Annotated in this window: 20 protein-coding genes; 4 read left to right on the top strand and 16 right to left on the bottom strand. The window is 62.2% G+C overall.

Annotated elements, in window-relative coordinates:
• Positions 1–18 precede the first annotated feature (18 nt).
• From HU764_RS04930 to HU764_RS04905, 6 genes are all read right to left on the bottom strand, one after another.
• Positions 19–2,475, bottom strand: coding sequence for an EAL domain-containing protein (locus HU764_RS04930; protein WP_027595942.1), 2,457 nt, complete (start codon positions 2,473–2,475; stop codon positions 19–21).
• Between the two features lie 131 nt (positions 2,476–2,606).
• Positions 2,607–4,439 (bottom strand): ATP-binding cassette domain-containing protein, encoded by a 1,833-nt coding sequence (locus tag HU764_RS04925; protein WP_186703960.1) that lies wholly within the window; start codon positions 4,437–4,439, stop codon positions 2,607–2,609.
• Positions 4,432–5,064: a DsbA family protein gene (locus tag HU764_RS04920; protein WP_186682289.1), complete on the bottom strand. Its 633-nt coding sequence runs from the start codon at positions 5,062–5,064 to the stop codon at positions 4,432–4,434. The genes HU764_RS04925 and HU764_RS04920 overlap by 8 nt, the downstream gene beginning before the upstream one ends.
• A gap of 3 nt (positions 5,065–5,067) precedes the next feature.
• Positions 5,068–6,000 (bottom strand): oxygen-dependent tRNA uridine(34) hydroxylase TrhO, encoded by a 933-nt coding sequence (gene trhO / locus HU764_RS04915; RefSeq protein ID WP_027595939.1) that lies wholly within the window; start codon positions 5,998–6,000, stop codon positions 5,068–5,070.
• A gap of 193 nt (positions 6,001–6,193) precedes the next feature.
• The gene (locus HU764_RS04910) at positions 6,194–6,490 is read right to left on the bottom strand and encodes a BolA family protein (RefSeq protein ID WP_085272798.1); all 297 of its coding nucleotides are present in this window, start codon (positions 6,488–6,490) and stop codon (positions 6,194–6,196) included.
• Positions 6,491–6,500: 10 nt separating this feature from the next.
• Positions 6,501–7,025 carry a DUF2059 domain-containing protein gene (locus HU764_RS04905; protein WP_027595937.1) on the bottom strand — a complete coding sequence of 175 codons (525 nt, stop codon included), beginning with the start codon at positions 7,023–7,025 and terminating at the stop codon, positions 6,501–6,503.
• 154 nt (positions 7,026–7,179) lie between these two features.
• Here HU764_RS04905 and HU764_RS04900 point away from each other — a divergent pair, with 154 nt between their 5' ends.
• Positions 7,180–8,574 carry a class II fumarate hydratase gene (locus HU764_RS04900; protein ID WP_099453215.1) on the top strand — a complete coding sequence of 465 codons (1,395 nt, stop codon included), beginning with the start codon at positions 7,180–7,182 and terminating at the stop codon, positions 8,572–8,574.
• 363 nt (positions 8,575–8,937) lie between these two features.
• Here the strand turns inward: HU764_RS04900 and HU764_RS04895 are convergent, their stop codons facing one another.
• From HU764_RS04895 to pap, 3 genes are all read right to left on the bottom strand, one after another.
• Entirely contained in the window at positions 8,938–9,996 is a 1,059-nt protein-coding gene (locus HU764_RS04895; protein ID WP_186683367.1) for an IS110 family RNA-guided transposase, read from the bottom strand.
• Positions 9,997–10,144: 148 nt separating this feature from the next.
• The gene (locus HU764_RS04890) at positions 10,145–11,110 is read right to left on the bottom strand and encodes a DMT family transporter (RefSeq protein ID WP_085272796.1); all 966 of its coding nucleotides are present in this window, start codon (positions 11,108–11,110) and stop codon (positions 10,145–10,147) included.
• A 267-nt stretch (positions 11,111–11,377) separates the two neighbouring features.
• Complete coding sequence (gene pap / locus HU764_RS04885; protein WP_027595934.1) at positions 11,378–12,871, bottom strand: polyphosphate:AMP phosphotransferase; 1,494 nt, start codon at positions 12,869–12,871, stop codon at positions 11,378–11,380.
• A 121-nt stretch (positions 12,872–12,992) separates the two neighbouring features.
• Here pap and mnmC point away from each other — a divergent pair, with 121 nt between their 5' ends.
• Both mnmC and HU764_RS04875 read left to right on the top strand, forming a co-directional pair.
• Positions 12,993–14,960, top strand: coding sequence for a bifunctional tRNA (5-methylaminomethyl-2-thiouridine)(34)-methyltransferase MnmC2/FAD-dependent 5-carboxymethylaminomethyl-2-thiouridine(34) oxidoreductase MnmC1 (mnmC, locus tag HU764_RS04880; RefSeq protein WP_186703044.1), 1,968 nt, complete (start codon positions 12,993–12,995; stop codon positions 14,958–14,960).
• A gap of 668 nt (positions 14,961–15,628) precedes the next feature.
• A complete protein-coding gene (locus tag HU764_RS04875; protein WP_186703043.1) occupies positions 15,629–15,868 on the top strand; it encodes a hypothetical protein in 240 nt (79 codons plus the stop codon).
• 14 nt (positions 15,869–15,882) lie between these two features.
• Here HU764_RS04875 and HU764_RS04870 read toward each other — a convergent pair whose 3' ends face one another.
• The 7 genes from HU764_RS04870 to HU764_RS04840 all read right to left on the bottom strand — a co-directional run bounded on the left by HU764_RS04870 (position 15,883) and on the right by HU764_RS04840 (position 23,718).
• A complete protein-coding gene (locus HU764_RS04870; protein ID WP_225935614.1) occupies positions 15,883–16,362 on the bottom strand; it encodes a DUF2514 domain-containing protein in 480 nt (159 codons plus the stop codon).
• 35 nt (positions 16,363–16,397) lie between these two features.
• The gene (locus HU764_RS04865; protein ID WP_186703041.1) at positions 16,398–16,844 is read right to left on the bottom strand and encodes a structural protein P5; all 447 of its coding nucleotides are present in this window, start codon (positions 16,842–16,844) and stop codon (positions 16,398–16,400) included.
• 99 nt (positions 16,845–16,943) lie between these two features.
• On the bottom strand, positions 16,944–17,744 hold the full coding sequence (locus HU764_RS04860) for a hypothetical protein (RefSeq protein WP_186703040.1): 801 nt from the start codon (positions 17,742–17,744) through the stop codon (positions 16,944–16,946).
• A 4-nt stretch (positions 17,745–17,748) separates the two neighbouring features.
• Positions 17,749–19,692 (bottom strand): hypothetical protein, encoded by a 1,944-nt coding sequence (locus HU764_RS04855; RefSeq protein WP_186703039.1) that lies wholly within the window; start codon positions 19,690–19,692, stop codon positions 17,749–17,751.
• Positions 19,693–19,734: 42 nt separating this feature from the next.
• On the bottom strand, positions 19,735–20,217 hold the full coding sequence (locus HU764_RS04850; RefSeq protein ID WP_186703038.1) for a hypothetical protein: 483 nt from the start codon (positions 20,215–20,217) through the stop codon (positions 19,735–19,737).
• Positions 20,218–20,228: 11 nt separating this feature from the next.
• The gene (locus HU764_RS04845; RefSeq protein ID WP_186703037.1) at positions 20,229–23,327 is read right to left on the bottom strand and encodes a host specificity factor TipJ family phage tail protein; all 3,099 of its coding nucleotides are present in this window, start codon (positions 23,325–23,327) and stop codon (positions 20,229–20,231) included.
• A complete protein-coding gene (locus tag HU764_RS04840; protein WP_186703036.1) occupies positions 23,299–23,718 on the bottom strand; it encodes a hypothetical protein in 420 nt (139 codons plus the stop codon). Before HU764_RS04840 ends, HU764_RS04845 begins: the two co-directional genes overlap by 29 nt.
• Positions 23,719–23,796: 78 nt before the next feature.
• Here HU764_RS04840 and HU764_RS04835 point away from each other — a divergent pair, with 78 nt between their 5' ends.
• Complete coding sequence (locus HU764_RS04835) at positions 23,797–24,042, top strand: hypothetical protein (RefSeq protein ID WP_121783011.1); 246 nt, start codon at positions 23,797–23,799, stop codon at positions 24,040–24,042.
• The last annotated feature ends 9 nt before the right edge of the window (positions 24,043–24,051 follow it).

Below are 24,051 nucleotides of genomic sequence, written 5' to 3'. Positions count from 1 at the left end.
GCGAAAGCCGCTGTCTAGCTAACGAAACGTGCCAGGTGCCCGCTGCAACAGAGGCCGTGCGGCGATCCGTTGGCGCTGCAGGCTGTCACAGGTGAACACCTGGGGCCGTTCGATCAGGTAGCCCTGGGCGTAATCCACGCCAATTTCCTGCAGGGCCTGTTCGATCAAGGGGGTTTCGACAAACTCGGCGATGGTCCGCTTACCCATGACATGGCCGATGTGGTTGATGACCTCGACCATGGCCCGGTTGACCGGGTCGTCGAGCATGTCCTTGACGAAACTGCCGTCAATCTTGAGGAAATCCACAGGCAAATGCTTCAAATAGGCGAACGACGACATGCCGGCACAGAAGTCGTCTAGCGAGAACCTGCACCCCAGCCCTTTCAGTTCGTTGATGAAACGAATAGCACTGCCGAGGTTGGCAATGGCGCTGGTTTCGGTGATCTCGAAGCAGATCATGCGTGGCGGGATGGCGTACTCGACGAACAAGCGCTGCAAGTACTCGAGGAAGTTGTCGTCGCCGATGCTCGACCCCGACAGGTTGATCGCGCACATGGACAACGGCCCTTCGCGCCCTTCGTCCAGGCACTGGCGAATCACCTGGAACACATTGCGCACCACCCAGCGATCAAGGGCGGTCATCAGGCCATAGCGCTCGGCGGCGGGGATGAAGCTGCTGGGCAGGATGGTGCGCCCGCTCTCATCGTGCAGGCGCAGCAGAATCTCGATATGGCCAGGGCCTTCGATGGTCTTCAGCGCGGCGATTTCCTGGGCGTACAGGCAGAAGCGGTTTTCTTCCAGGGCCACGTGCAAACGCTGGATCCAGGCCATCTCGCCAAAGCGCATGGACAGCTCGCTGTCGTCGGCGTGGTACACCTGCACCCGGTTGCGGCCCTTTTCCTTGGCCATGTAGCAGGCCATGTCGGCGGCGCGCAGCGAGGCCTCCAGGGTACCGGGGGCCTGCGCCATGTTCACCAGGCCAATGCTCACGGTGGTGACGAACGGGCGCCCCTTCCACACAAAGTGCAGGCTCTGGACCATCTGGCGCAGCTGCTCGGCAATTCGCTCGGCCTGGTCCGGCGGGCAGTTTTCCAGCAGCACGCCAAACTCATCGCCACCCAGCCTGGCCAGGGTGTCCCCTTCGCGCAGCCCCGACTGCAACACGGCGCAAATATGGCGCAGCAACTCGTCGCCCGCCGCGTGGCCACAGGTATCGTTGACCAGCTTGAACTGGTCGAGGTCGAGGAACATCAGTGAATGCCGCCCAGCCTGACGTGCCAGGCCGTTGAGCGCCTGCTCCAGGCGGTATTCGAACTCGCGGCGGTTGGCCAGGCCGGTCAAGGCGTCATGGGTCGCTTGCCAGGACAGGTTGGCGATGTACTGGCGCTCCTGGGTCATGTCGTGCAGCACCAGCACGATGCCGCTGACCTGCCCGTCATTGACAATGGGCGAGCCCACCAGGTTGATCGACACGGTGCTGCCGTCCAGGCGCTGGATCAACCGGGCATGCTCGGCGCCGCCCTTCAGGCTGCCACTGAGCACCTGCTCGACCAGGCTGCGGCCGTCCTCTTCGGCCTGCTCGTCCACCAGGCTGAACAGCGCCGAAAGTGGCAGCCCTTGGGCTTGGCCGGCCTGCCAGTGGGTAAGTTGCTCGGCCGCCGGGTTCATGTAGCCGATATAGCCATCGACATCGGTGGTGATGACCGCATCGCCAATCGCCTGCAGGGTGATCTGCGCCCGCTCCTTTTCGGCCTGCAGGGCACTGGCGAACGCCTGGCGCTGGGCCAGCAACTTGCTGGAGCGGCGCCAGGCAATGGTAATGAGGAACAAGGCAGTCAGCAGGTTGGTGATCAGCAGCACCTGCAGCAGCATGCGCGAACCCTCGCCCAGGGCATCGCTGAAAGCCCTGGCGGCCGGCGTCACACCTTCGTTGATGGCGACGATGCGGGCCTTCCAGTCGCTGATCGTGCCGGCATCGACCTGGCCACCGGCAAAGCCTGTGCGCATCTCATCCGCCAGCACATCCAGCTGGCCTAGGTAGCGGTCGCCGATGTCCCAATAATCGATGGCCGTCTGCATGTAGCTGATGCTGCGGAAGTTGCGATAGAACCAGATGATGCGTTCGACGTCGTCGGGGTGGTTGCCCCCCTGCAACACGGCATCGCGCGCGGCGTTCAAGTCCGGATTGGGCTGGTCGAGCACTTCACGCAACTGGTGATCGCCATGGGGCACGGTGATGGCCTGGCGATAGCGCTGGTAAGTGCTTTCGTCGCGGTTGTCGGCGTACAGGTTGAGGTAGTAGATGGCGTCTTTCTGAGCCTTGGACCACAAGCTCTCGCCCGCGACATAGGCGCGTACCGCCGATAGCGTATAGAGGCTGAGACCGGCCAATGCCGCCTGGAAGATCACGACGGCAATGAAGGGCCAGATGATACCCAGCAGCTTCGGCGCTTCTAGAGTGCGATGTCCCTTCATGGAGTCCCTGTCACAGAGCAGATAAGGCTCGAATCAACCCAGACAAGCACAGCGTAGGCCATTTGCCATCTGCGTGGAGGGGTTTTTTATGACAAGGAATGGGGCGATTCGCACCGCCCGTAACAAGAGGCTCAGGTCTGCTGTAGATGCCCGTACAGCTTGGCGTACAAACCACCCTCGGCAATCAACTGCTGATGGTCGCCATCTTCGGCCACATGCCCGCCATCGAACACCAACACCCGGTCGGCCTGTTTCACGGCCGACAGGCGGTGGGCGATGATCAGCGTGGTGCGGCCGCTGAGGAAGCGTGCCAGGGCCTGGTGCAGGTTGTACTCGGTGGCGGCATCCAGCGCCGACGTGGCTTCATCGAGAATCACCACCTTGGGTTCGGCCAAGACCATCCGGGCAATCGCCAGCCGTTGCCGCTGCCCCCCGGACAGGCGCACGCCGGAACGCCCGACCACGCTGTCCAGGCCTTGCGGCAAGGCGGCGATGGTGGCGTCCAGCTGGGCAATGCGCAGCGCCTGCCAGCAGGCTTCGTCGCTGCACTCGCGGCCCATGGTCAAGTTGGCGCGCACGCTGTCGTTGAACAACGAAGGGTGCTGCAGCACCACCGCGACGTTTTCACGAAGGGTTTCCAGGCCGATTTCCTGCAGGCTGGCACCGCCAAAGCGGATGGTCCCCGCCTGGGCGCTGTACAGGCCAAGCAGCAGCTGCACCAAGGTGCTCTTGCCGCCACCGCTGGCGCCCACGATGGCCACCTTCTCGCCTGGGGCGATGGACAGGTCGAGGTGCTCGAGCACCGGCTCGTCGGCATAGGCGAAGCGCAGGTCGCGCACCTCGATGCCCACTGTTTCGCGGCCCACGAATGGGTCACTGGCCGCGGGGTACTGCGGCTCGTCGGCACGCGCCAGCAGCTCGTTGAGCCGGCTCAGGGCGCCACCGGCGGCATAGTAGGCGTACTGCAGGTTGAGCAGTTGCTCCACCGGGCCGATCATGAACCACAGGTAGCTGAACACCGCCAGCATCTGGCCGATCGACAGGTCGGAAAACAGCACAGTGAGCATCGCCGCGGCGCGGAAGATGTCGATGCCGAACTGGAACAACAAACCACTGGCGCGGCCGCTGGCATCGCTCTTCCATTGCGAGTCCACGGCGTAGTCACGCACTTCCCGGGCGCGCACGCCCAGGCGCCCCAGGAAATAGCCCTGGCGGTTGCCGGCGCGGATCTCCTGGATGGCGTCGAGGGTTTCCGACAGCGCCTGGGTAAAGCGCGCGGTGCTGTCGTTTTCGAGCTTTTTCAGGTGTTTGACGCGCTTGCCCAACTGCACGGTGAAGTAGATCACCAGCGGGTTGAACAGCAAAATCAGCAACGCCAGTTGCCAGTGCATCCAGATCAGGATGGCCGCCGTGCCGGTCAGGGTCAGCATGGCGACCAGGAAACGGCTGAGGGTCTCGCCGACGAATTTGTCGAGGGTGTCCAGGTCGGTGACCAGGTGAGTGGTCACCGTGCCGCTGCCCAGGCTTTCGTATTCCTTGAGGGAAATCCGCTTGAGCCGTTCGATCAGCCGAATACGCAGGCGGTAGACGATGTCCTTGGCCAGCCCGGCAAACAGCTTGGCCTGCACCACGTTGAAGGCCAGGGCGGCCAGGCGCAGGCACAACGTCAGCGCCAGCATCAGGCCGATATAGCCGGCCGCGACCTGCCAGCTGGCCGGCAGCAGCTGGTTCATCCACTTCAGCGCGGCGTCGCCGTGGCCCAGCAGCACTTCATCCACCAGCAGCGGCAGCAGCAAGGGGATCGGCACGCTGCAGCACGCCGCGAGCACGGCAATCAGGTTGGCAGACCAAAGGTTTTTCTTGTGGTGCAGTGCCAGGCGGCGGATTTCCGCCCAGCTCAGTCGATCGGCCGCACTGTGGGGTTTCCCTGGCACAGGGTCGGGCGACCCGGGCACATCAAGCACAGGCAGCCTGCTGCAGCCAGCGGCCGAGCAAGGGTTGCAGGCGCTCCAGCGGCTGGTAGCCGTTGGTCAGCAGCGCCAGCTGGCCGTTACGCTCGGCCAGCAGGGTGGGGAAACCGGCGATGCCCAGGTCTTGCGCCCACGCAATATCGGCTGCGGTTGCTACACGCGTATCGGCGCGGGCAAAGGCCTCGGCAAACACCGCACGGTCGAAGCCTGCCTGTTCGGCCAGCTCAACCAAGTGCGGCGCAGTGGTAACGTCGACGCCGGCCTCGTAGAACGCGCGCTGGATCAACGCCAGCAGTGGCCAGACGCGCTCGGCGTCCAGCTCACGGGCGGTGACCAGGGCGCGGCAGGCAGGCTCGGTGTCGTAGACAAAACCGTCAGGCATGGCGCCCTCGAAACGAAACGGCTGGCCGGTGGCGTCGGCCACCGCCTGCCAATGCTCGAGGATGTACTTGCGGGTCGACGCATCCAAGGCGCTGCCACCGGTGCGCAGGCCGCCTGGCACCAGGTGGGTTGGCACGCCGGCTTCACGCGCCTGGGCGATCAGGGCCGCGGCCACCGGCGCAAAACCCCAGCACCAGGAGCACATGGGGTCCATCACATACAGCAGGCGTGCAGTCATGCATCAGGCCTCGGCTTTGTAGTTGTAACCGATCGGGTGCGGCAGGTTGCGGGCCTTGGCCAGCTCGATCTGCTTCTGCCGGTCGATGGCGCTGCGGCGAGTTTTTTCGCTCAGGCTGTCCCAGCAGTGCGGGCAGCTGACACCTGGCGAATAGTGCTCGGACGCACGCTCCTCTGCGTTGATCGGGTGGCGGCAGGCATGGCACTGGTCGTACTCGCCTTCGCTCAGGTCATGGCGCACCGTGACGCGGTTGTCGAAGACGAAGCAGTCGCCGTCCCACAGGCTTTCTTCCTGAGGCACTTCTTCGAAGTACTTCAGGACGCCACCTTTAAGATGATAGACCGCCTCGAAGCCTTCACCGAGCATGTAGCTGGAGGCTTTTTCGCAACGGATACCGCCGGTGCAGAACATCGCCACTTTCTTGTGCTTGCTCGGGTCGAAGTTGGCCTTGATGTACTCGGGGAACTCGCGGAAGGTCTCGGTCTTGGGGTCGATGGCGCCCTTGAACGTGCCGATGGCCACTTCGTAGTCGTTGCGGGTATCGATCAGCAGCACTTCAGGGTCACTGATCAGGGCGTTCCAGTCCTTGGGCTCGACGTAGGTGCCCACCTGCTGGTTGGGGTCCACGCCCGGCACACCAAGGGTGACGATCTCTTTCTTCAGCTTGACCTTGGTGCGGTAGAACGGCTGTTCGTCGCAGTAGGATTCCTTGTGGTCGACATCCACCAGGCGTGGGTCGTTGCGCAGCCAGGCCAGCAGGCCGTCGATGCCTTCGCGGGTGGCCGACACGGTGCCGTTGATGCCTTCGTTGGCCAGCAGCAGGGTGCCTTTGACGTCATTGTCGAGCATGGCCTTGAGCAGCGGCTCGCGCAGCTCGACGTAGTCCTGCAGGGTGACGAATTTGTACAGCGCCGCGACGACGATCGGTTGTGACATGAACGTGAATCTCCAGGTGGTTGCCCTCGTAAAGGGCGGACCGGGGTAACAAAAACAGGGGGCTGCTTCGCAGCCCATCGCAGGCAAGCCAGCTCCCACAGGTACAGGGTGTGGGAGCTGGCTTGCCTGCGATGGGCCGCAAAGCGGCCCCCTTTGGGATTGTTGCGGATTCTACCAGAACGCTAGAAAGGATTCAGTGCCCACCGCCCGCACACACCGGCGAGGCCGGTGCGACCCCGACCTTGGCCCACTCTTCAGCGGTGTAGGTGTGGATCGCGAGGGCGTGGATCTGGCCCATCAGCTCGCCCATGGTGGCGTAGACCTTCTGGTGACGCTTGACGCTGTTCAGCCCGGCAAACTGCTCGCTGACGATCACTGCCTTGTAGTGGGTCTCCTGACCACGACTGTGCATGTGACTTTCATTGAGCACTTCCAGGTGTTGCGGCGCCAGCGCGGCCAGTTGTTGCTCGATGCGGTGCTGCATGCTCATCACGCGTTACTCACTTCTTGGCGGGGGCGGCGGCCTTGCCAGCGTTCGGATCAAGCTCTTTGGTCATGTCTTCGAGCAGCTTGTTGACCACCGGTACCGCAGGCTCCAGGCTCTGCTGGGTCAGCTGGGCCGACTGCTGGGTAACCTTAGGCATTTCGCGCAGGACTTTCTTGCCCAGCGGCGACTCGTAGAACTTGACCAGGTCCTTGAGCTCGGCCTCGGTGAAGGTGGCGGTGTACAGGTCGACCATTTTCGGCTTCAGCTTGTTCCAGCCGATGGCGCTGTCCAGGGCGGCGTTGGCCTTGGCCTGGTAGCTTTGCAGCACCGGTTGCTTGGACGCAGGCGCCTTGGTTTGGGCGAAGCGCTGGGCGAACATTTGTTGGACCTGCATATAGACCGGGGTGCCCAGCTTGTCGGCGTTGGCCAGGGTCAGGAATTTCTCGGCGGCAGCGTTGTGACTGGCGGTGGCAGCGAGTACCTGGCCGCTGGCACAGGCCAGGGCGACGGCGGCACAAAGGACACGGAGACGGGTCATTGCATTTCCTTCAAGAGAGGGAGGCGGGTACCTCAGAGTAGAGCATTCTGCGCTGTGGTGGCGATGTGCTCAAGTGGGCACGACGAGCGAGGGAACCGCGCTGTCGAATCAGGGCCTAAACTGCGATTTCGAACCACAAAGGAGTGAGTGCAGAATGAGCCGTATCGAGACAGACAGCCTGGGCCCGGTCGAAGTTCCTGAGGGCGCCTATTGGGGTGCGCAGACCCAGCGGTCGCTGATCAACTTCGCCATTGGCAAGGAACGCATGCCGCTCGCGGTGCTGCACGCCCTGGCGCTGATCAAGAAAGCCGCGGCACGGGTCAACAACCGCAACGGCGACCTGCCGGCCGATATCGCCCGGCTGATCGAGCAGGCCGCCGACGAAGTGCTCGACGGCCAGCATGACGATCAGTTCCCACTGGTGGTCTGGCAAACCGGCAGCGGCACCCAGAGCAACATGAACGTCAACGAAGTCATCGCCGGGCGCGCCAATGAACTGGCCGGCAAGGGCCGTGGCGGCAAGACGCCCGTGCACCCCAACGACCACGTCAATCGCTCGCAGAGCTCCAACGACTGCTTCCCCACCGCCATGCACATTGCCGCGGCCCAGGCGGTGCATGAAAAACTGCTGCCGGCGATCGCCGAGTTGTCCTCGGGGCTGGCCGAACTGTCGGCGCGCCACCTCAAACTGGTCAAGACCGGCCGTACGCACATGATGGACGCCACGCCGATCACCTTCGGCCAGGAGGTCTCGGCCTTCGTCGCCCAGCTCGATTACGCCCAGCGCGCCATTCGCGCCACCCTGCCCCCAGTCTGCGAACTGGCCCAGGGCGGCACGGCCGTCGGTACCGGCCTGAACGCGCCACACGGCTTTGCCGAAGCCATCGCGGCCGAGCTGGCGGCCCTTTCCGGCTTGCCATTCGTCACCGCGCCCAACAAGTTCGCCGCCCTTGCCGGCCATGAACCGCTGACCAGCCTGGCGGGGGGGCTGAAGACCCTGGCAGTGGCCTTGATGAAAATCGCCAATGACCTGCGCCTGCTTGGCTCTGGCCCCCGCACGGGGCTGGCGGAAGTGCGCCTGCCGGCCAACGAGCCGGGCAGCTCGATCATGCCCGGCAAGGTCAACCCGACCCAGTGCGAGGCACTGTCCATGCTGGCCTGCCAGGTGCTGGGCAACGACGCGGCGATCGGTTTTGCTGCCAGCCAAGGCCACTTGCAGTTGAACGTGTTCAAACCGGTGATCATCCACAACCTGCTGCAGTCGGTTGAACTGCTGGCTGATGGCTGCCGCAACTTCCAGCAGCACTGCGTGGCCGGGATCGAGCCGGATGCCGAGCAGATGGCGGCGCACCTGGAGCAAGGGTTGATGCTGGTGACGGCATTGAACCCGCATATTGGCTATGACAAGGCGGCGGAGATCGCCAAGAAGGCGTATGCCGAGGGCACGACCTTGCGCGAGGCGGCGTTGGCGTTGAAGTACCTGACCAATGAACAGTTCGATCAGTGGGTCAGGCCGGAAAACATGCTGGCGCCGGGCGGTAAAGGCTGACCCGCTCGCCCCTCCCCTGTAGGAGCAGCCTTGTGCTGCGAAGAGGCCGGTGAAAGTAGCGAAAAATCGCTGTGTTTGCACCGGCCTCTTCGCAGCACAAGGCTGCTCCTATGTATGGACTCGCCCACACTGTCTAGCTGCTTTTGAACTTAGGAACCCGGTTGCATCTATGTATCAGGCCTATTCGAGGAAGCTTTTTGCTTCTGGCCAACATCGTGGTGAGCTCGCAGCGTGCCGTTTACATTGAGGCCATTCATCAGGCCTGTAGGAGCAGAGGCATCTGTCTGCGACGGTCTTACCAGGGGTCAATGTTCACTAGCAGGGGTTGGAGCGCTCGGCGCCCCGGTGGCATTGCTCGGTTGATCAGAGGCTCATAGCAGCCTCCGAGTTGCTGTTCGGTTTGCGCTGATATACCTGATCGCTCTGCAACAAGGCCCAGATAATGCGCAGATTTCGATTAGCCAGTCTGATCGCCGCCTCCTTGCGTCCAAGGCGGGATAGCCAGCGTAAAAGGCGGTGATCGTCTGGCTGATCGGAATCAGGCCTTAGCTGACTCAAGACAGCATGCGCCCCCTGGATCATCAGGCTGCGTATGTAGCCATCACCTCGCTTGCTCATCCTGCCCAGCCTGATTTTGTTTCCGCTGCTGTGCTGGTCGGGCACGATACCGAAGAAGGCGGCATACATTCGGCCACTGGCGAAGCGGCTAGGCTCGGTCTGTTTCGCCACGATCGCCGTGGCAATGATTGGGCCCACGCCACGAATGGTGATCAACCGCTGTGCGACCTTATCTTCCTGGGCTGTCGCTTCAAGCCGCCTACTCAGCGTCGCAATGCGTTCACCCAGAGAGAGCCAGTCAGTCAGCAGCTCATCGAGCAACTCGCGCAACAAGTCGGGCAGAGGTAAAGAGGCATCTTCAAGAGCCCGTGGCACATGCGAATTGATCGCCGCATCGCCTTGAGGCATGGAGACGCCATGCTCTAGCAGCAGGCCACGTATCTGATTACCCAGCGCTGTATGCCGCTTGATGTTGCCGCGCCGGACACGGTGCAGCGCTTGAATAGCCAGTGCTGTAGTGCTCTTGATCGGGATTGAGGCAATACTGGTATCGCGACCGGCACGCAAAATGGCATGGGCGTCGTTACGGTCATTCTTCGCGCCGCTGCGGTGTTCGGCAACGCGTTGCGCAGGCAGGATCCGAACCGGATTACCCTTGGCCTGCAGTAGTCTGGCCCAGGCTTGAGCACCAGGACCGCACTCCATTAAGACAGTCACCGTCACTGGCAGCTTGATTAGAAAATCATGGAAATTTTGACGGGATTTGATGCGATTTTCGTAGATCACCCGCCCGGTAGCATCCTCGCCTGCTAACTGGAAGACCTGTTTGGCCAGGTCTACGCAGAGGGTTGTGCAAAGCTCCACATCAGTGGAAGACAGGGGATCGTGCTTCGAACTATGCTTCTTCATGGTCTCGCCCTCGCTGCCGTTGGCTTCTTTGAACGCCACCGTGGCACTGTGATGCCTCGGCGGGGGCGAGTCCATCGATTACAAGGACGGTGGTTAGCGCATGCTATTGATGGACCTGCGCCAACCGTGCCTTTCTGGCGCGCCAACCGGCAACCAACGAAGGCCCCAGCGCCACCAGCGCCGACCCCAGCACCACCGTCACCGCCCCCAGATACCCCAGGGCATTGATGTCCTCGGCATGCACATAGTCGGGCCACACCCAGGCCGCCAGCGCCACCGCCACAAAGGTCACCAACGGCGTCAACGCCAGCGTCGCGCTCACCCTTGAGGCCTCCCAGTGCGCCAGTGCCTCGGCAAAGGCGCCATACGCCACCAGGGTATTCAGGCAGCAAGCCAACAGCAGCCAGCCTTGCAGCGGCGTCAGTTGCAACGCTTCCAGTGGATGCACCCAAGGCGTGAGCAGCGCGGCGCAGCTCAGGTAAATCACCATCATCACCTGCTGCGAATGCCATGCCGTCAGCAGCTGCTTCTGGCTCAAGGCGTAGAACACCCAGATGCTGGTCGCCAGCAAAATGGTCAGCACGCCAGTGGTGTAGGTGCCGAGTGAGGTCAGCAGCTCTTCCAGACGCTGGTTGAAGAACAGCCCGAAACCGCCGATCAACACCACCAGGCCCAGCCCCTGCCCCAGGCTGAAGCGCTCCTTGAACACGAACACGCTGGCCACCAGCAACAGCACCGGGCCTACCTGCACCACCAGTTGCGCGGTACCAGGGCTAAGCAGCCTGAGGCCGATCAGGTAGAGCACGTAGTTGCCCATCAGGCCAAGCACGGCCACGGCCACCAACCCCTTGCCCTTGGGCCCGAGCTTGCCGAACGAGGGCAACTGGCGCTTGGCCCCTAGCCAGGCGAACAACAGCCCGCCAGACACCAACAGGCGGTACCAGGTGACGGTGACCGGGTCCATCACCTGCAGCACCTGCTTGAGCTTGATCGGCAGGATGCCCCACAGCAGCGCGGTCAGAAGTGCCAACAGCAGGCCATAGACCCAGCGTCCGGAAGTGGTGTGCATAAAGCCCTCGATCAAGCCCGTGGTGGGGGTGCTTGGATTCTACGGGCTTGGCGGCTGGCGCGGGGCTAAGTGCCGGGAAAAGAATTCATCAGGTCATTCCACCGCGGCATGGCTGGACGGGCAGTCCGAAAGGGCCGCTGCGCGCCCCATCGCCGGCAAGCCGGCTCCCACAGATACACCGCCTCTGAGATCCACGCCCCACCTGTGGGAGCCGGCTTGCCGGCGATGGGCTGCACAGCAGCCCCAATGACCAACGGACACAGGTGGCTATTTCTTGTCCTTGGCAAACGCCGCTTCCAGCGCCTCGTTGATGGTGCGCAATACCTTCACCCGGGCCCAGCGCTTGTCATTGGCCTCGACCAGTGTCCATGGCGCGATCTCGCTGCTGGTGCGGTCGACCATGTCGCCCACGGCCTCGGTATACAGGTCCCACTTTTCGCGGTTGCGCCAGTCGTCCTCGGTGATTTTGTAGCGTTTGAAGGGGATCTGCTCACGCTCTTCGAAACGTTCCAGCTGGGTCTGCTGGTCGATCGCCAGCCAGAACTTGACCACCACCACACCGGCATTCACCAACTGCTCTTCAAAATCGTTGATCTCGCTGTAGGCACGCATCCAGTCGGCCGGGCTGCAGAACCCCTCGACCCGCTCCACCAGCACCCGCCCATACCAGGAGCGGTCGAAGATAGTGAACTTGCCCCGCGCCGGGATGTGCCGCCAGAAACGCCACAGGTACGGTTGCGCGCGTTCGTCTTCGCTGGGCGCGGCAATCGGCACGATGCGGTACTGGCGTGGGTCCAGCGCCGCCGCCACGCGGCGGATCGCGCCGCCCTTGCCTGCCGCGTCGTTGCCTTCGAACACCGCCACCAGGGCATGCCGGCGCATGTGCTTGTGGCGCAGCAGGCCGGCCAGGCGTGCCTGCTCGGTGACCAGTTGTTCCTGGTAATCCTGCTTGTCCAGGCGCAGGGTCATGTCCAGGGCACCGATCAAGCTGCGCTGGTCAATGCTGCGACCCAACGGCGCGACGTTGCCCTGGTGCTTGCCCTTGGGGTTGTTGGCGAGGGCGGCTTGCAGGCCGTCCAGCAGAATGCGCCCCACCGCCAGGCTGCGGTAGTAAGGGTCGACCCCCTCGACCACGTGCCAGGGCGCGTAGTCACGGCTGGTGCGGCGCAGCACCCGCTCGCCAAAGCGCACGAAACGGTCGTAGGTCTCGGACTGCTGCCAGTCCAGTGGGCTGATGCGCCAACTGTGCAGCGGGTCGTCCTTGAGCGCCTTCAGGCGGGCTTTCATCTGCTTCTTGGACAGGTGGAACCAGAACTTGATGATCAGCGCGCCTTCGTCGCACAGCATCTGCTCCAGGCGTTCGGCACCGGTGATGGCCTGGTCGAGCACGGCGTCCTTGAACACCCCGTGCACACGCCCCTGCAGCATCTGGCTGTACCAGTTGCCAAAAAACACGCCCATCCGCCCTTTCGGCGGCAAGGCCCGCCAATAGCGCCAGGCCGGTGGCCGGGCGAGTTCTTCGTCGGTCTGCTGGTCGAAGGTGAGCACATCGATCATGCGCGGGTCCATCCACTCATTGAGCAGCTTGACCGTCTCGCCCTTGCCGGCGCCTTCGATGCCATTGATCAGCACGATCACCGGGAAGCGCGCCTGCTGCTTGAGCTCGTACTGGGCTTCGAGCAGCGCCTCGCGCAGGGCGGGCACTTCGGCGTCGTAGGTCTCCTTGTCGATGCTGTGACCGATTTCAGCGGATTCGAACATGCAGTGGCTCCTTCATTGGATAACCAAGACTAGCGGATTTGTGCTGGGGCTGTGTTCGTGCAACCAGCGTAAAAACCGCAGATGGCATAAAATCCCGCCATCCGCTGCAACCGAGCCCACCATGTCCACCCTCCTCCAACATGCCCAGATCGACTGGGACGACCAGGGCCGCCCTCATTCGCGGCAGTACGACGACGTGTACTTCGCCGTCAACGAAGGCATCGAAGAAACCAAACACGTCTTCCTCGGCCAGACCCGCCTGGCCGAGCGTTTCGCCGACCTAACGCCGCACACCTGCCTGGTGATCGGCGAAACCGGTTTCGGCACCGGCATGAATTTTTTCTGCGCCTGGCAGTTATTCGACCAGCACGCCCACGCCGACGCCCGCCTGCACTTCGTCAGTGTCGAAAAATACCCGCTCGGCCACGACGACATGGCCCGGGCGGTGCGCCTGTGGCCAGAGCTGGCGGCCTATACCGAGCCACTGCTTGAGCAGTACGTGGCTGTGCACCCAGGGTTTCAGCAGTTCACCTTCGCCAACGGCCGGGTGACCCTGACCCTGCTGATTGGCGATGTGCTCGAGCAGTTGCCGCAGCTTGATGCACGCATCGACGTGTGGTTCCTCGACGGCTTCGCCCCGGCCAAGAACCCCGACATGTGGACCCCAGAGCTGTTCGCGCAACTGGCGCAGCTGTCACACCCAGGCACCGTGCTGGGCACGTTCACCACCACCGGCTGGGTGCGGCGCAGCCTGGTCGAGGCCGGCTTCGCCATGAAGAAGGTGCCGGGCATTGGCAAAAAGTGGGAGGTGATGAGCGGTGCCTACACCGGGCCGACCGCCCTGCGTAAACAGCTGCCCTGGTATGGCCGCCCGCGCAGTGCTGCGGGGCCACGCGAGGCGCTGGTGATCGGTGCCGGGCTAGCGGGCAGTGCCAGTGCCGCGAGCCTGGCCAGGCGTGGCTGGCAGGTCACGGTACTGGAGCGCCATGCGGCGCCTGCTCAGGAAGCCTCCGGCAACCCACAAGGGGTGCTGTACCTCAAGCTGTCTGCCCATGGTACGGCCCTTTCACAGATGATCCTGGCCGGCTTCGGCTACACCCGGCGCCAACTAGCGCACTTGCAGCGCGGCCGCGACTGGGATGCTTGCGGGGTGCTGCAGTTGGCGTTCGACAGCAAGGAGGCCGAACGCCAGGGCAAACTGGCCGAGGCGTTCGACCACGACCTGCTGCACGCACTTGACCGTGACCAGGCCGAAGCCATCGCCGGGGTGGCATTGCCCGCAGGTGGCCTGTTCTATCCGGAGGGCGGCTGGGTACACCCGCCGGCCTTGTGCCAGGCGCAGTTGCAACACCCCAGGATCCAGGTTCGGGTGCACCATGAGGTGATCGAACTGCGCAAGGTCGATGACCTGTGGCAGGCCTGGGACGGCGAACGCTTGCTGGCCAGCGCGCCGCTGGTGGTGCTGGCCGGTGCTGCCGATGTGCGGCATTTCGCGCCCTGCGCACAGCTGCCGCTCAAGCGCATCCGCGGGCAGATCACCCGCCTGCCGGCCACCGACAGCAGCCGCGCCCTGCGTACGGTGGTGTGTGCGGACGGTTATGTGGCGCCGCCGCGCGAGGGCGAACACACCCTGGGCGCCAGCTTCGACTTCCACAGTGACGACCTGGCGCCGACCGTTGCCGAGCACAAGGGCAACCTGGCGCTGCTGGACGATATTTCCGTGGACCTGGCCCAGCGCCTGGACACCGCTGCGCTCGACCCTGAGCAGTTGCAGGGCCGGGCGGCGTTTCGCTGCACCAGCCCGGATTACCTGCCAATCGTCGGGCCCATGGCCGACCCGCAGGCGTTTGCCGAAGCCTTCGCCGTGCTGGGCAAGGACGCGCGGCAGGTGCCGGAGGTGGAGTGCCCTTGGCTCGATGGGCTGTATGTGAACAGCGGGCATGGGTCGCGGGGGTTGATCACGGCTCCGCTGTCGGGCGAATTGATTGCGGCCTGGGTGTGCGGGGAGCCGCTGCCGGTACCACGGGCGGTGGCTGAGGCGTGCCATCCGAACCGGTTTGCCTTGCGCAGGTTGGTTCGGGGTAAGTGATAGGGCTGGGGTGCATGGCTGGGGATAGGTTGCGCCTTTGAGATCGAGCGCCGCCCGCGCGGCGCATCGCGAGCAACGCTCGCTCCTACGTTTGTTTTTGGCCAATAACGCCTGTGACAGGCGCGCGCGACCGCCTTGTTTGTTCGACGCCATATCGCGTCATGCCCCAAGGCAGTCGCGCGCATTTACCCCAGGAATAATTGGCCCGAAACAAACGTAGGAGCGAGCGTTGCTCGCGATGCGCCGCGCGTGCGGCGCTCGATCTCACCGGCGCAACAAATGCTAAACCAAACACCCAGCACCCTCCCCCATATAACAGATCGTTCTAAAACTCCTGCAAACCTCACCGGTCAGTTCCTTACGGCGCCCTGATTCTGGGCACCGCCTCCCCAACGGAAAAACCGGTAAGGACTTATGTGCGGATTAGCAGGAGTATTGGAAAAGGGGGTTTTAAAGGCCTGCAGGGGCCATATTTCCCCCTGATTCCCCCATAAAAAACCTGTTTTGGTACAAAAAGTGGTACGAGCACTCCGCACCGTTCCTCACCAGAAACCAGCACCATACAGGTGCTGCTTATTCACGAATCGTTTCCATATCCCGTGACGGCTGTTTGCCATCAAATGACAGGCAGGCTACCTTGTCGATAGCGCTCGAAACCGGAGAAAACTATGGGCTGGAATGATCACGTTAACTGGGAGTTGAACGACGCAATTCAAGATCTACTGGATGAAGGGCTTTTAGCGGAAGGCACGCCAGGCTATGGAATTGCTCAGAAAGTGATCAATGAGGGATATGACAGTCTGAGCCCGAAGCAGAAATATGTCTTCGACACTCACGTAGGCAAGCCTCTGGCGAAGAGAACCAAAGAGCTCGAAGTCCGACGAGTCATTGAATCCAACCCAGAATAGCCATTCTGGCACTGTCAACCGGAAGGCCTTGGGCCGTCGTACTCCCGCTCACACTGCTCACCGGCTATTCGGGCTTGGTCATAAGCTTTCGCCAGCTCTCCCGCTCGAGCATCAGCCCGTGTGAGCAGGTCGGAGAGCACCATGGCGGCGCGGGTGGCTGCCTTGCCTCTGGCGATAGCGGCGGTATCCGTGCCGGGGCAACTGACGGAGGCAGCGAGTTGGGCGGCGTCACTGCGCAGCCGCTGGCCAGCAGCATCGGCGTCAGTAGCGCCAGCATCAGCAATCGTTCTTTCTTCATGCCCTTTTACCCTCGCCTCTTGTTGCGCCGCGGCGCGGCGCTGCTCTTCTGTTCTGGCCTGAGCCATCGCCAACCGATTACGTTCGGAAATCTCGACCCGGTAAGCCCGAAACTCGTCTCGAGCAGCTGTAGTGGCATCTCTCTGCTCCTGAATGCGGTGTTGTTGCACCGAAAAAACCATAACGAGGGCGATCATCCACCAGCACCAGACCGGTACCGCTCTGAGCCAGATCATGCCAGCGCCCGCCGCACACCCTCGTCGATCACCTCGGGCTTGTACGGGTTGCCGCCGTTCTCGTGGACAATAATGCCGACCACGGCTTCGCGCAGCACCTGCGGCTTGGAGATGTCGAGAGAGTCGCGCACGCCAACGCCGAGGCGCTTGGCAATGGCCTGCGCGTAGGCCAACGTGTTGTTCTCGCTGGATGGGGCCCAGCGGCTGATGAATTCCAAAGGGGTATCGATGCCAGGGCGCCCGACGCCTGGCATGCCGTCTTTGCCCCGATAGTTGAGCAGAAGCTTGCCCAGGGCACGGATGCCGTTCTCGGCCTGGTCAAAACGGGCGAATCGCGGACTGGCAACGCCTACCTCCACGCCAAGCTGGCCCTGCCAAGCGTTCCGTGGGTTGAAATCGATGTTGCCGGGATTGTTGTTGCGGACGCCGCGCGGTGTGGACATGGTTTCTCCAGACGAAAGAAAGCCCGCACGTGGCGGGCTGCAGGAATTTCAGGCACAAAAAAACCGCTCTTGGCGGTATCTGGTCAGCAATGCGGGTGATTAGGCGGTGATGCCGTAGTCAGCGACCATGCTTGCAACCAGCGCAGCCAGCTGACCCTTGAGGAAATCCGAACGAAGCATGCTGGTGTTGAAGACATACACGTCCCCAACCAACGTGGTCCGCAGACCGTTCGCGCCAAGGTGGTATCCGATTTCCAGGTAGTCGTCGGGGCCGGGGAACAGGGTCACGTCCTTCTCCATGCTGGAAAGTGCGGAGAGGCCATTCACCCCGATGGATGTGGTCTTGGTGTCGTTGTTGAAGTCAGAAACGACGATCTGCCACTTGCTGCGCTGAACCGGTGCCTGGACGTTTGGAATGGTGGCATTGGGGCCATAAGCCGAGACGTACGCTTGAGACCCTTCCGGCACGCCAGTGTGACGAAGCGGGCAGTTCACATAGGCGTCAGCGCTGGTGAACCCCGAAAGGATGTTCACGGTACCGGAAGACAAAGGCTGGATTGCCACTGCACTGACCACACAGTAGGACGAATTCAAGCTCCCACCTGGTAGGGCGATCGCCGCAGCTGCCCCGTTGGTCTTGAGGGCAACGGCAGCGTGGCCGTTGTAGGCGGTGCGCGTGAAGCTGTTCGGGGTACCCTTCTCCACCAGGGGCTTTCCGGTGCGCAGACAAAGCCCGGAAACACCGCCTGCCTGGGTGTTGGACATAGAGCGGGGGCTCATGAAGTTGCAGAGATTGGCAATCTTTGTCGCCACGACATCCGAGTTAGACACCTCGATCCGCTCTGCGCCACTTCCGCCACCGATCTTGATGCCGTCAAGCCTGATCAATTTCCCAATCATTTACTCAATTCTCCACTGTCACACGCTGGTGCACAGCCCAGTTATAGAAAGGACGGCCATAGCCATCTTTGATGATTTCGCTATCGCGCAGGCAGGACCTGGCGCCCGTAGTTGGCCCACCAGCAGCACCGGAGGTGCCGATGTCGGCAATACCGACGTAGGCCCCGGTTCCGGTAGGGTCTGCCGACAGAGTTACGGCAACCCGACCACGGCCTAGCAGACGAACGCTGGAAATTGCTACAGGACCAGCTGAGTCGACATAGCGGAGCCCCCAGTTGCCTGGGTCCGAAACAGCCGACGTATCGAATGCCAGCTCGCCATGTGGGGTGTGGAAGTCGAGAGTTACTACCCGGCCAACCCGCACTGCTCGGGTGCAGTGGGTTGGCAGCCAAGAGCGACCGTTGATAACCCGTTCGCCAGCCATACCGTGCATGCAGCCGAGCCGCATGGATGATTCCGCCGGCAGGTGGATGCCATCAGGCACTGTAGGCAGCCAGTACTTCGGCCCGGCACAGACAAACCTGTCGGGGAAATCCAGAGCAGCCCGGATCTGCGCAAACGGCACACCGCTCTCGGCACGGTTGTAGGCAGTCCAGTTGCTGATTTGAGAGAGCAGGAGCGGACGGCGCTTCGATCTCCCGATTATGGCGTTGAGGTCCGCTTCGTAGTCAGCCTGCAGCTGGATCAAGGCCTGGTAATACTCTTCTTCAGGCATGGCGTTGTTCGCCTCGCCCTGAATCCAGTCGATGTACGGAACATCGTATTCGACGCCCAAGGCATCGCATTCAGCCTTGGCGGCCGTAATTGCGGTTATGCTGTTCTGGTAGTAAAGCGAGCCTTTCGAGAGCTGGGAGATGGTGTAGCCGTTACGACCATGAAGGCTCACTAGGACCGCCACGTCGGATGGCAGGGTTCCCCGGCGACCAAGCTGGGCGGCATGCTGAACGATCGGGGTCTCGGTGTAGACAGCGATCATTGGCTTGAATGGCGCTACATCATTCGAAGTCAGCGTGTCGTCCTGATTGGCAAGCCGAACGCCGTTTTGGATAGTAAACAGCCGGTTTGCAATCGGAGGTAAGACAGTTGTAACCGCCGACTGAGCGCCCATTACAAGCGACTGCCCACCGCCAACAATATGCAAGAACTTGACCGCGAACGGCGCTCGAGAACCAGGCACAGGGATCTGGGCCAACTGCTTGACGATCGGGCCAGACCGGGACAGATAGGCAATACCCGCACCCGACACTTCCGGGTTGTAGTTCAAGCCTGTCGAGGTGATCTGGTACGGCACGCCACCAACCAGACAGAACACATCGCCATTTTCCAGGTAAACGCTGACATCGCCGGTGGCCTCGCCGAACATGTAAACGGAGCCGTCCCAGCGAATGCCGAAGATCACGTAGTGCTCGCTGTCAACGATCGCCCAGGCGAACTTGGACAACATGCCCAGGCCTGGGAGCTCATCGAGGAGCGCGAATGCAACGCCGTCCTTCCTCACCCCAAGAATCGGGTTTCCGTCTTGATCGGTGTAACCAGTTGCCATGCTTGAGGAGAGCATGAACGGATCAGCCAGATCAAAGCCCGAAAGGCCCGCATCCCTTGCGCTATCTGCTACGCCTTTGGTCATTCGCATGGCGTCCGCGTTTGGGTAAGCGTCAACGAATACTGCAGACCCACTCTCGTTACGAAAGACCGTAACGTACTCGTCTTGCGCACTGGACAGCACGCTGAAGTTGGTTCCATCAACTGTGGCCGACAGGCCTTCTGCCACCGAGGTGTAGGGCATTGCTCCACCAAGCTGCGTTGCCAGGTTGGTCATCACCATGGCGTTGGTGGGACGCATTACGCCGCTGCCAACGTCCATCATCTTCACTTCGGGCGACAAAAGTAACTCGTCTGCCTTGTCGATCGTTTGGGTCAAGCGCGCGAGGTCTTCGGCTCCGCTCATGTTTACTCCAGGCGAAAAAAAGCCCACCGAAGTGGGCAGGAATTAAGTAGCCGTGGCGCCTGGCCAAGACTTCGTGTACCAACGCTCCAGCAGGGCGCGCAGTTGCGCTGTCATCACCGTGATCGGCATGCCGGCGAGTAGCGAAGTGAACTCCGCTTCGTCAACGATGGGCAGTTCGTATAGCTCCAGCTCGGCCGTGTAGCGCCAGAGATTGACGCCAACCAGCTCCGGGACCACCGGTGTATCCGTGAACCGAGCCCGGGTAGGCTGCAGCCCCAGCGGGGTTAGTAACGGACACAGGAACCAGTCAGCCCACTTGATCCCCCACTTGCGCCAGCCGTCAAACAGCTTTGCCTCCGTGGCGGTGAACATCCAGGAGACGTTCACCAGGGTAGGTACCGTCCGGTAGCGCCGGCGCTGCATGGCCCTGCCGGTTACCAGCGGCGTCCGCTCGATAGGGCTCACCGGCGAGAACCCATACCCCTCGCGCAACGCCAGCGGAAGGTTGTCAGGTATCGAAAGCATCAAGCCCCTCCTCAGGTCGGTGCGAAATTGTCGTCGTCGGCATACACCCGCACGTCGTAGTTCACGGCCTCGACATCGGCGGTGAAGTCCTCCGGGGTGATGGATTCGATAAGGATCGGGTAGCTCCACCTGGTGGTTGTGCCGAACTGCAGGTGTGGCGGCTCAATGTCCCAGGACAGGTCCGGTACGAAGTCCAGTTCTGGCACGGTCAACCTGGTGTCGTCGACCCGGGTTGCGGGCCATGGGCCGCTGAGCGTGCCATCTGGTCGGCGTAGGCCAACAACGTGGCTGGCCCCCTCCTCCCACGGCAACGGCTCCGAGCTCTCCAGCAGGGTCAGGTTGTTCCCTACCTGGAAGTCGACAAGTAGCGCGCTCTGGCCGTAGCCTGGGATGTCGTCGGAAGCGGCGCAATAGCTCTTGTACCGGCTGTTCATCGCGGCGAGCTCCGTCGAGAACGTGTAGCCGTGACGCTGGTACTTGTAGCGCCGCCGCTGCCGCATCCCGATGCGCCAGGCCCGATCCCGATTGATCACCCCTTTCAGCGTGATTTTCTCGGTTTTAAGGCCTTGGTCGCCCGGCAGCCGGCACTTCACGGTTTCCTTCTGCCAGGTGTCCTCGTCGGTGTACTCAACATCGACCCCGTCATAGTCATCTGGGCGCACCGTGGTGAACTTGCGGACCAGCCTCGCCACCATGCTCTGCGGCGTGTACAGATGCTCGTACACCGATCGCGGCTCGTCGCGCACTGGGCGTATCAACCCGCGGTCAATCGTCAGCTCAGCAAAGCCCGCCATCAGCACCGTGTTTAATGCCTCAAGCACCGTCTCCTGCCCGTTGACCTCCAGATCAAACTTGTCGCCACGGGCCCGCCAGATTGCATCCAGGCGGTCCAGTTCGACCAGATCAAGGTCGTCGTCGGTGTAGCCGATGGTCCTGGCCACATGGGCAACCCACGGCACAATGTCCCGAGTCGGCGTCTCGACCGCCCAGGCACCGCCGCTTCGTACTGGAAGCACCCGGGTAGGACGAACCGACACCATGGTTTGAGATTGCGCCGACAGCCGGTTGCTGCCCTTGATGTAGACGACCATGACCGTCACGTCGGCATAGCGGCGCGGCACGCGCTCAATCCGGGCACGCAAGCCAAACCACTGCACGCGGTCTTGCTTGTTAGAGCTGGTCGACTCCTCGCCGATTCGACGCACGCGCACTTCCGGACGCATGACGGTCGGCAGCGAGATCTTCCGGGTGTAGCCCATCTGATCCGGCGATGTCGCCGTGTAGGTCGTTGTGACGGAAGTCCAAGCGCCGGCAGTGGCGATATCGCGGTACTGGATCTCGACCTTGACGCTGACCTGCCGGGGGTTGCCGTTCTTGTCGGTGTAGCGGATCAGGCCTTGCGGGAAGAAGAAGTCCACCTCAAGGCGGCGGGTAACCTCCCCGTCCGGCAGCGCAGCAATCGGGCCGGACCAGTCGCCTTCGGTCGTGGAACCGTCGAGGACGATATTCACGTCATTGCTTTGGATCGGATCGAAGCCATCCCAGTCGTCATCTTCAGCGCCGGTGTCGGTGAGCCGCGTGACGGTAATGGCTGACGGCCCATGCGCTTCGTTCTCGGGCGTGCCCTCGTCATCCTCCTCGGAGTCGTCGGAGACGGCGGTAATCCGGTAGCGTAGGTCGCGATAACCGATAGTCGAGAGCAACTCGCCAACCTGCAGACCAATCGCCGGCGCGCCGCCGTCGTAAGCCAGGGTCATCTTGGCGAGCTGGCCATCGGTGGCAGCTTCGGACTTGGTGCCGGTGGCAAAAACCGGGCTGGCCCCGAAAATATCTGAGGTGGAGCCGGTGAGTCCCAGCGCAACACCGCTGTATGGCGCTGCCTGCTCGGCGATCCGCAGGCGACCGGACGAAGCGCTGGCCAGCAGCGGTGTGCCAGCCAACCCGCTGTTTACCGCTGAGACCAGGCCCGCCAGATTAGTGGTGTCGGCATTCAGCGTTACAGGGTACGTGCTTGCACCGCGGGTAACGGTGAAGGTGAGCGGCACCACATCGAAGTTGAAGCGGTTTGGCGCAGCGCTACCAGTCACCATGGACGGGCTACCGGGAACTTCCGGAGTGCCAGGCACTTCAGGGTCGTAGGTGGCCACCAGGTAATCGCCGGCGTTGGCCCCGGCGATCTCGATCTTCATGCCCACGAAAGGCTGCAACATGGGCAGGTACTTACCGCTGATCACCGTGGCGGTGCCATCGGCGGGCGCGGTGAAGGTGTACGGGTACGGCACCTCGATGCGGGCGATCATGCCGCTCGTCCAGCCCACCGGGAACCACCCAGCCCCTTCAGGAACAGTGAGCACAAAGTCGTTGGCCTGGACCGCATTGCCAGAGAACTGCTGCTGAACCGCCACCGTAGTGGTCAGCGTCAGGCCGGCATTGCCGGTGTTGGTCGCCCCTACCTCGGTTGCGCTGTGCCACCACTGGGCAGCCGTCTCGCTGGCCAAGTCCTCACCAGGCCCATACACCGCGTAACTGGCCGTACCGCCCAAGGAGGCGATCGGCGTGTCACCTACTGAGATATCGCTGGGAAGCACCTGATACTTGCCCTTGCCGATGCACAGCAGTAGCTCTGCCCATTGCTCGGTTGGATCGCCGAAGTACCGGTGAACCGGCACAAGCATGTCGGGAAAGCGCTTCGGGGAACCGGCCAGCTCCGGAATTACATCGTTCAGCGCGGGCTGGTTGCCCTTCACTGTGGAAAGGTTGAGCTCTTTGGAAGTCCGGTTTTGGGTGCTTGGCGTTGCCGGCTTCACCGGGTCGAACGGGTTTCCCAGGCCAAACAGCTTGGCCAGCGGGCCAGGCTTGAAGATGGTCTTGAGGGCACTGCCTTTCGGTTCGATGTAAATCGACACCTGGTCGTCTGGGCCAACCTCGGTTTCAGCCCAAGCGGCGGGGGCAACCAAACAGCCATTCACCATGATGCTGATTGGTGGCACCGGCCGGGGCTCATAACTACGCACCTTGGCCTTCAGCCAAGCCTCCAGAGTCGTGACCTGATCCAGTGGATGGCGCTCAAGCGCCCCGCCCTCAAGCTTGCTCGGAAAGATCTCGATCACGATGGTATTTCACCTTTGGATATGACCGCTCGAAGTCGATCAGGCGCATGTTGGTCACCCCCGCGATGGGGTTGATTTCGAAGACCCGCAATTCGCCGTCAATCGGGACCACCACGCCGACGTGCGTGCACAGGCCGCCATGTATCACGGCCGCGATTGCCCCCGGCACGGGCGGGCCAACTGGCATGAAGTCGGAGTACTGGGCGTAGGCTTTGGCGGATGAGCGAAGGTCCCGGCGATCGATCGGCCCGAAGGACGGCAGCGGCGGGAGGCCGAGCACTTCTTCGCGGATAGCCAGGACCAAGCCCCAGCAGTCGAGCAGGTATCGGCCGCCCACGACCTCGCCCCGCGCTCCGTCTTCATACGTCGCGGTGAAATATTTGTCGTACATGGTTATCCGAACTGGGCAAATAGCCAGTAACGCAACTCCGATAACCCGTAGTAGCGTTATCAAAAAAGGAGTGGCGCTATGACAAGAGAATATGAAGCTGAAAAATCGGTCTCGGAACTTATTTCCGAGAAGCGAGTTGGTGAAAAGGTCAGGATTGAATTCAAGGGATTGCCATCACCTGTCACTGCACGATTCGAGTTCTCCGGAGGATGGATAGTCGAGCAGAAGCTTCACCCAGGCATGCCCCTGGAGTTCATCAAGGGCGATCCTGAACACCTCAAGAATCTGACAATCACCATAGAACCCTACGACGGTCTTAAGTGAAACTGTTCA

The organism is Pseudomonas kermanshahensis, assembly GCF_014269205.2.
Taxonomy (GTDB): domain Bacteria; phylum Pseudomonadota; class Gammaproteobacteria; order Pseudomonadales; family Pseudomonadaceae; genus Aquipseudomonas; species Aquipseudomonas kermanshahensis.
This window is presented reverse-complemented; position numbering and strand designations above follow the sequence as displayed.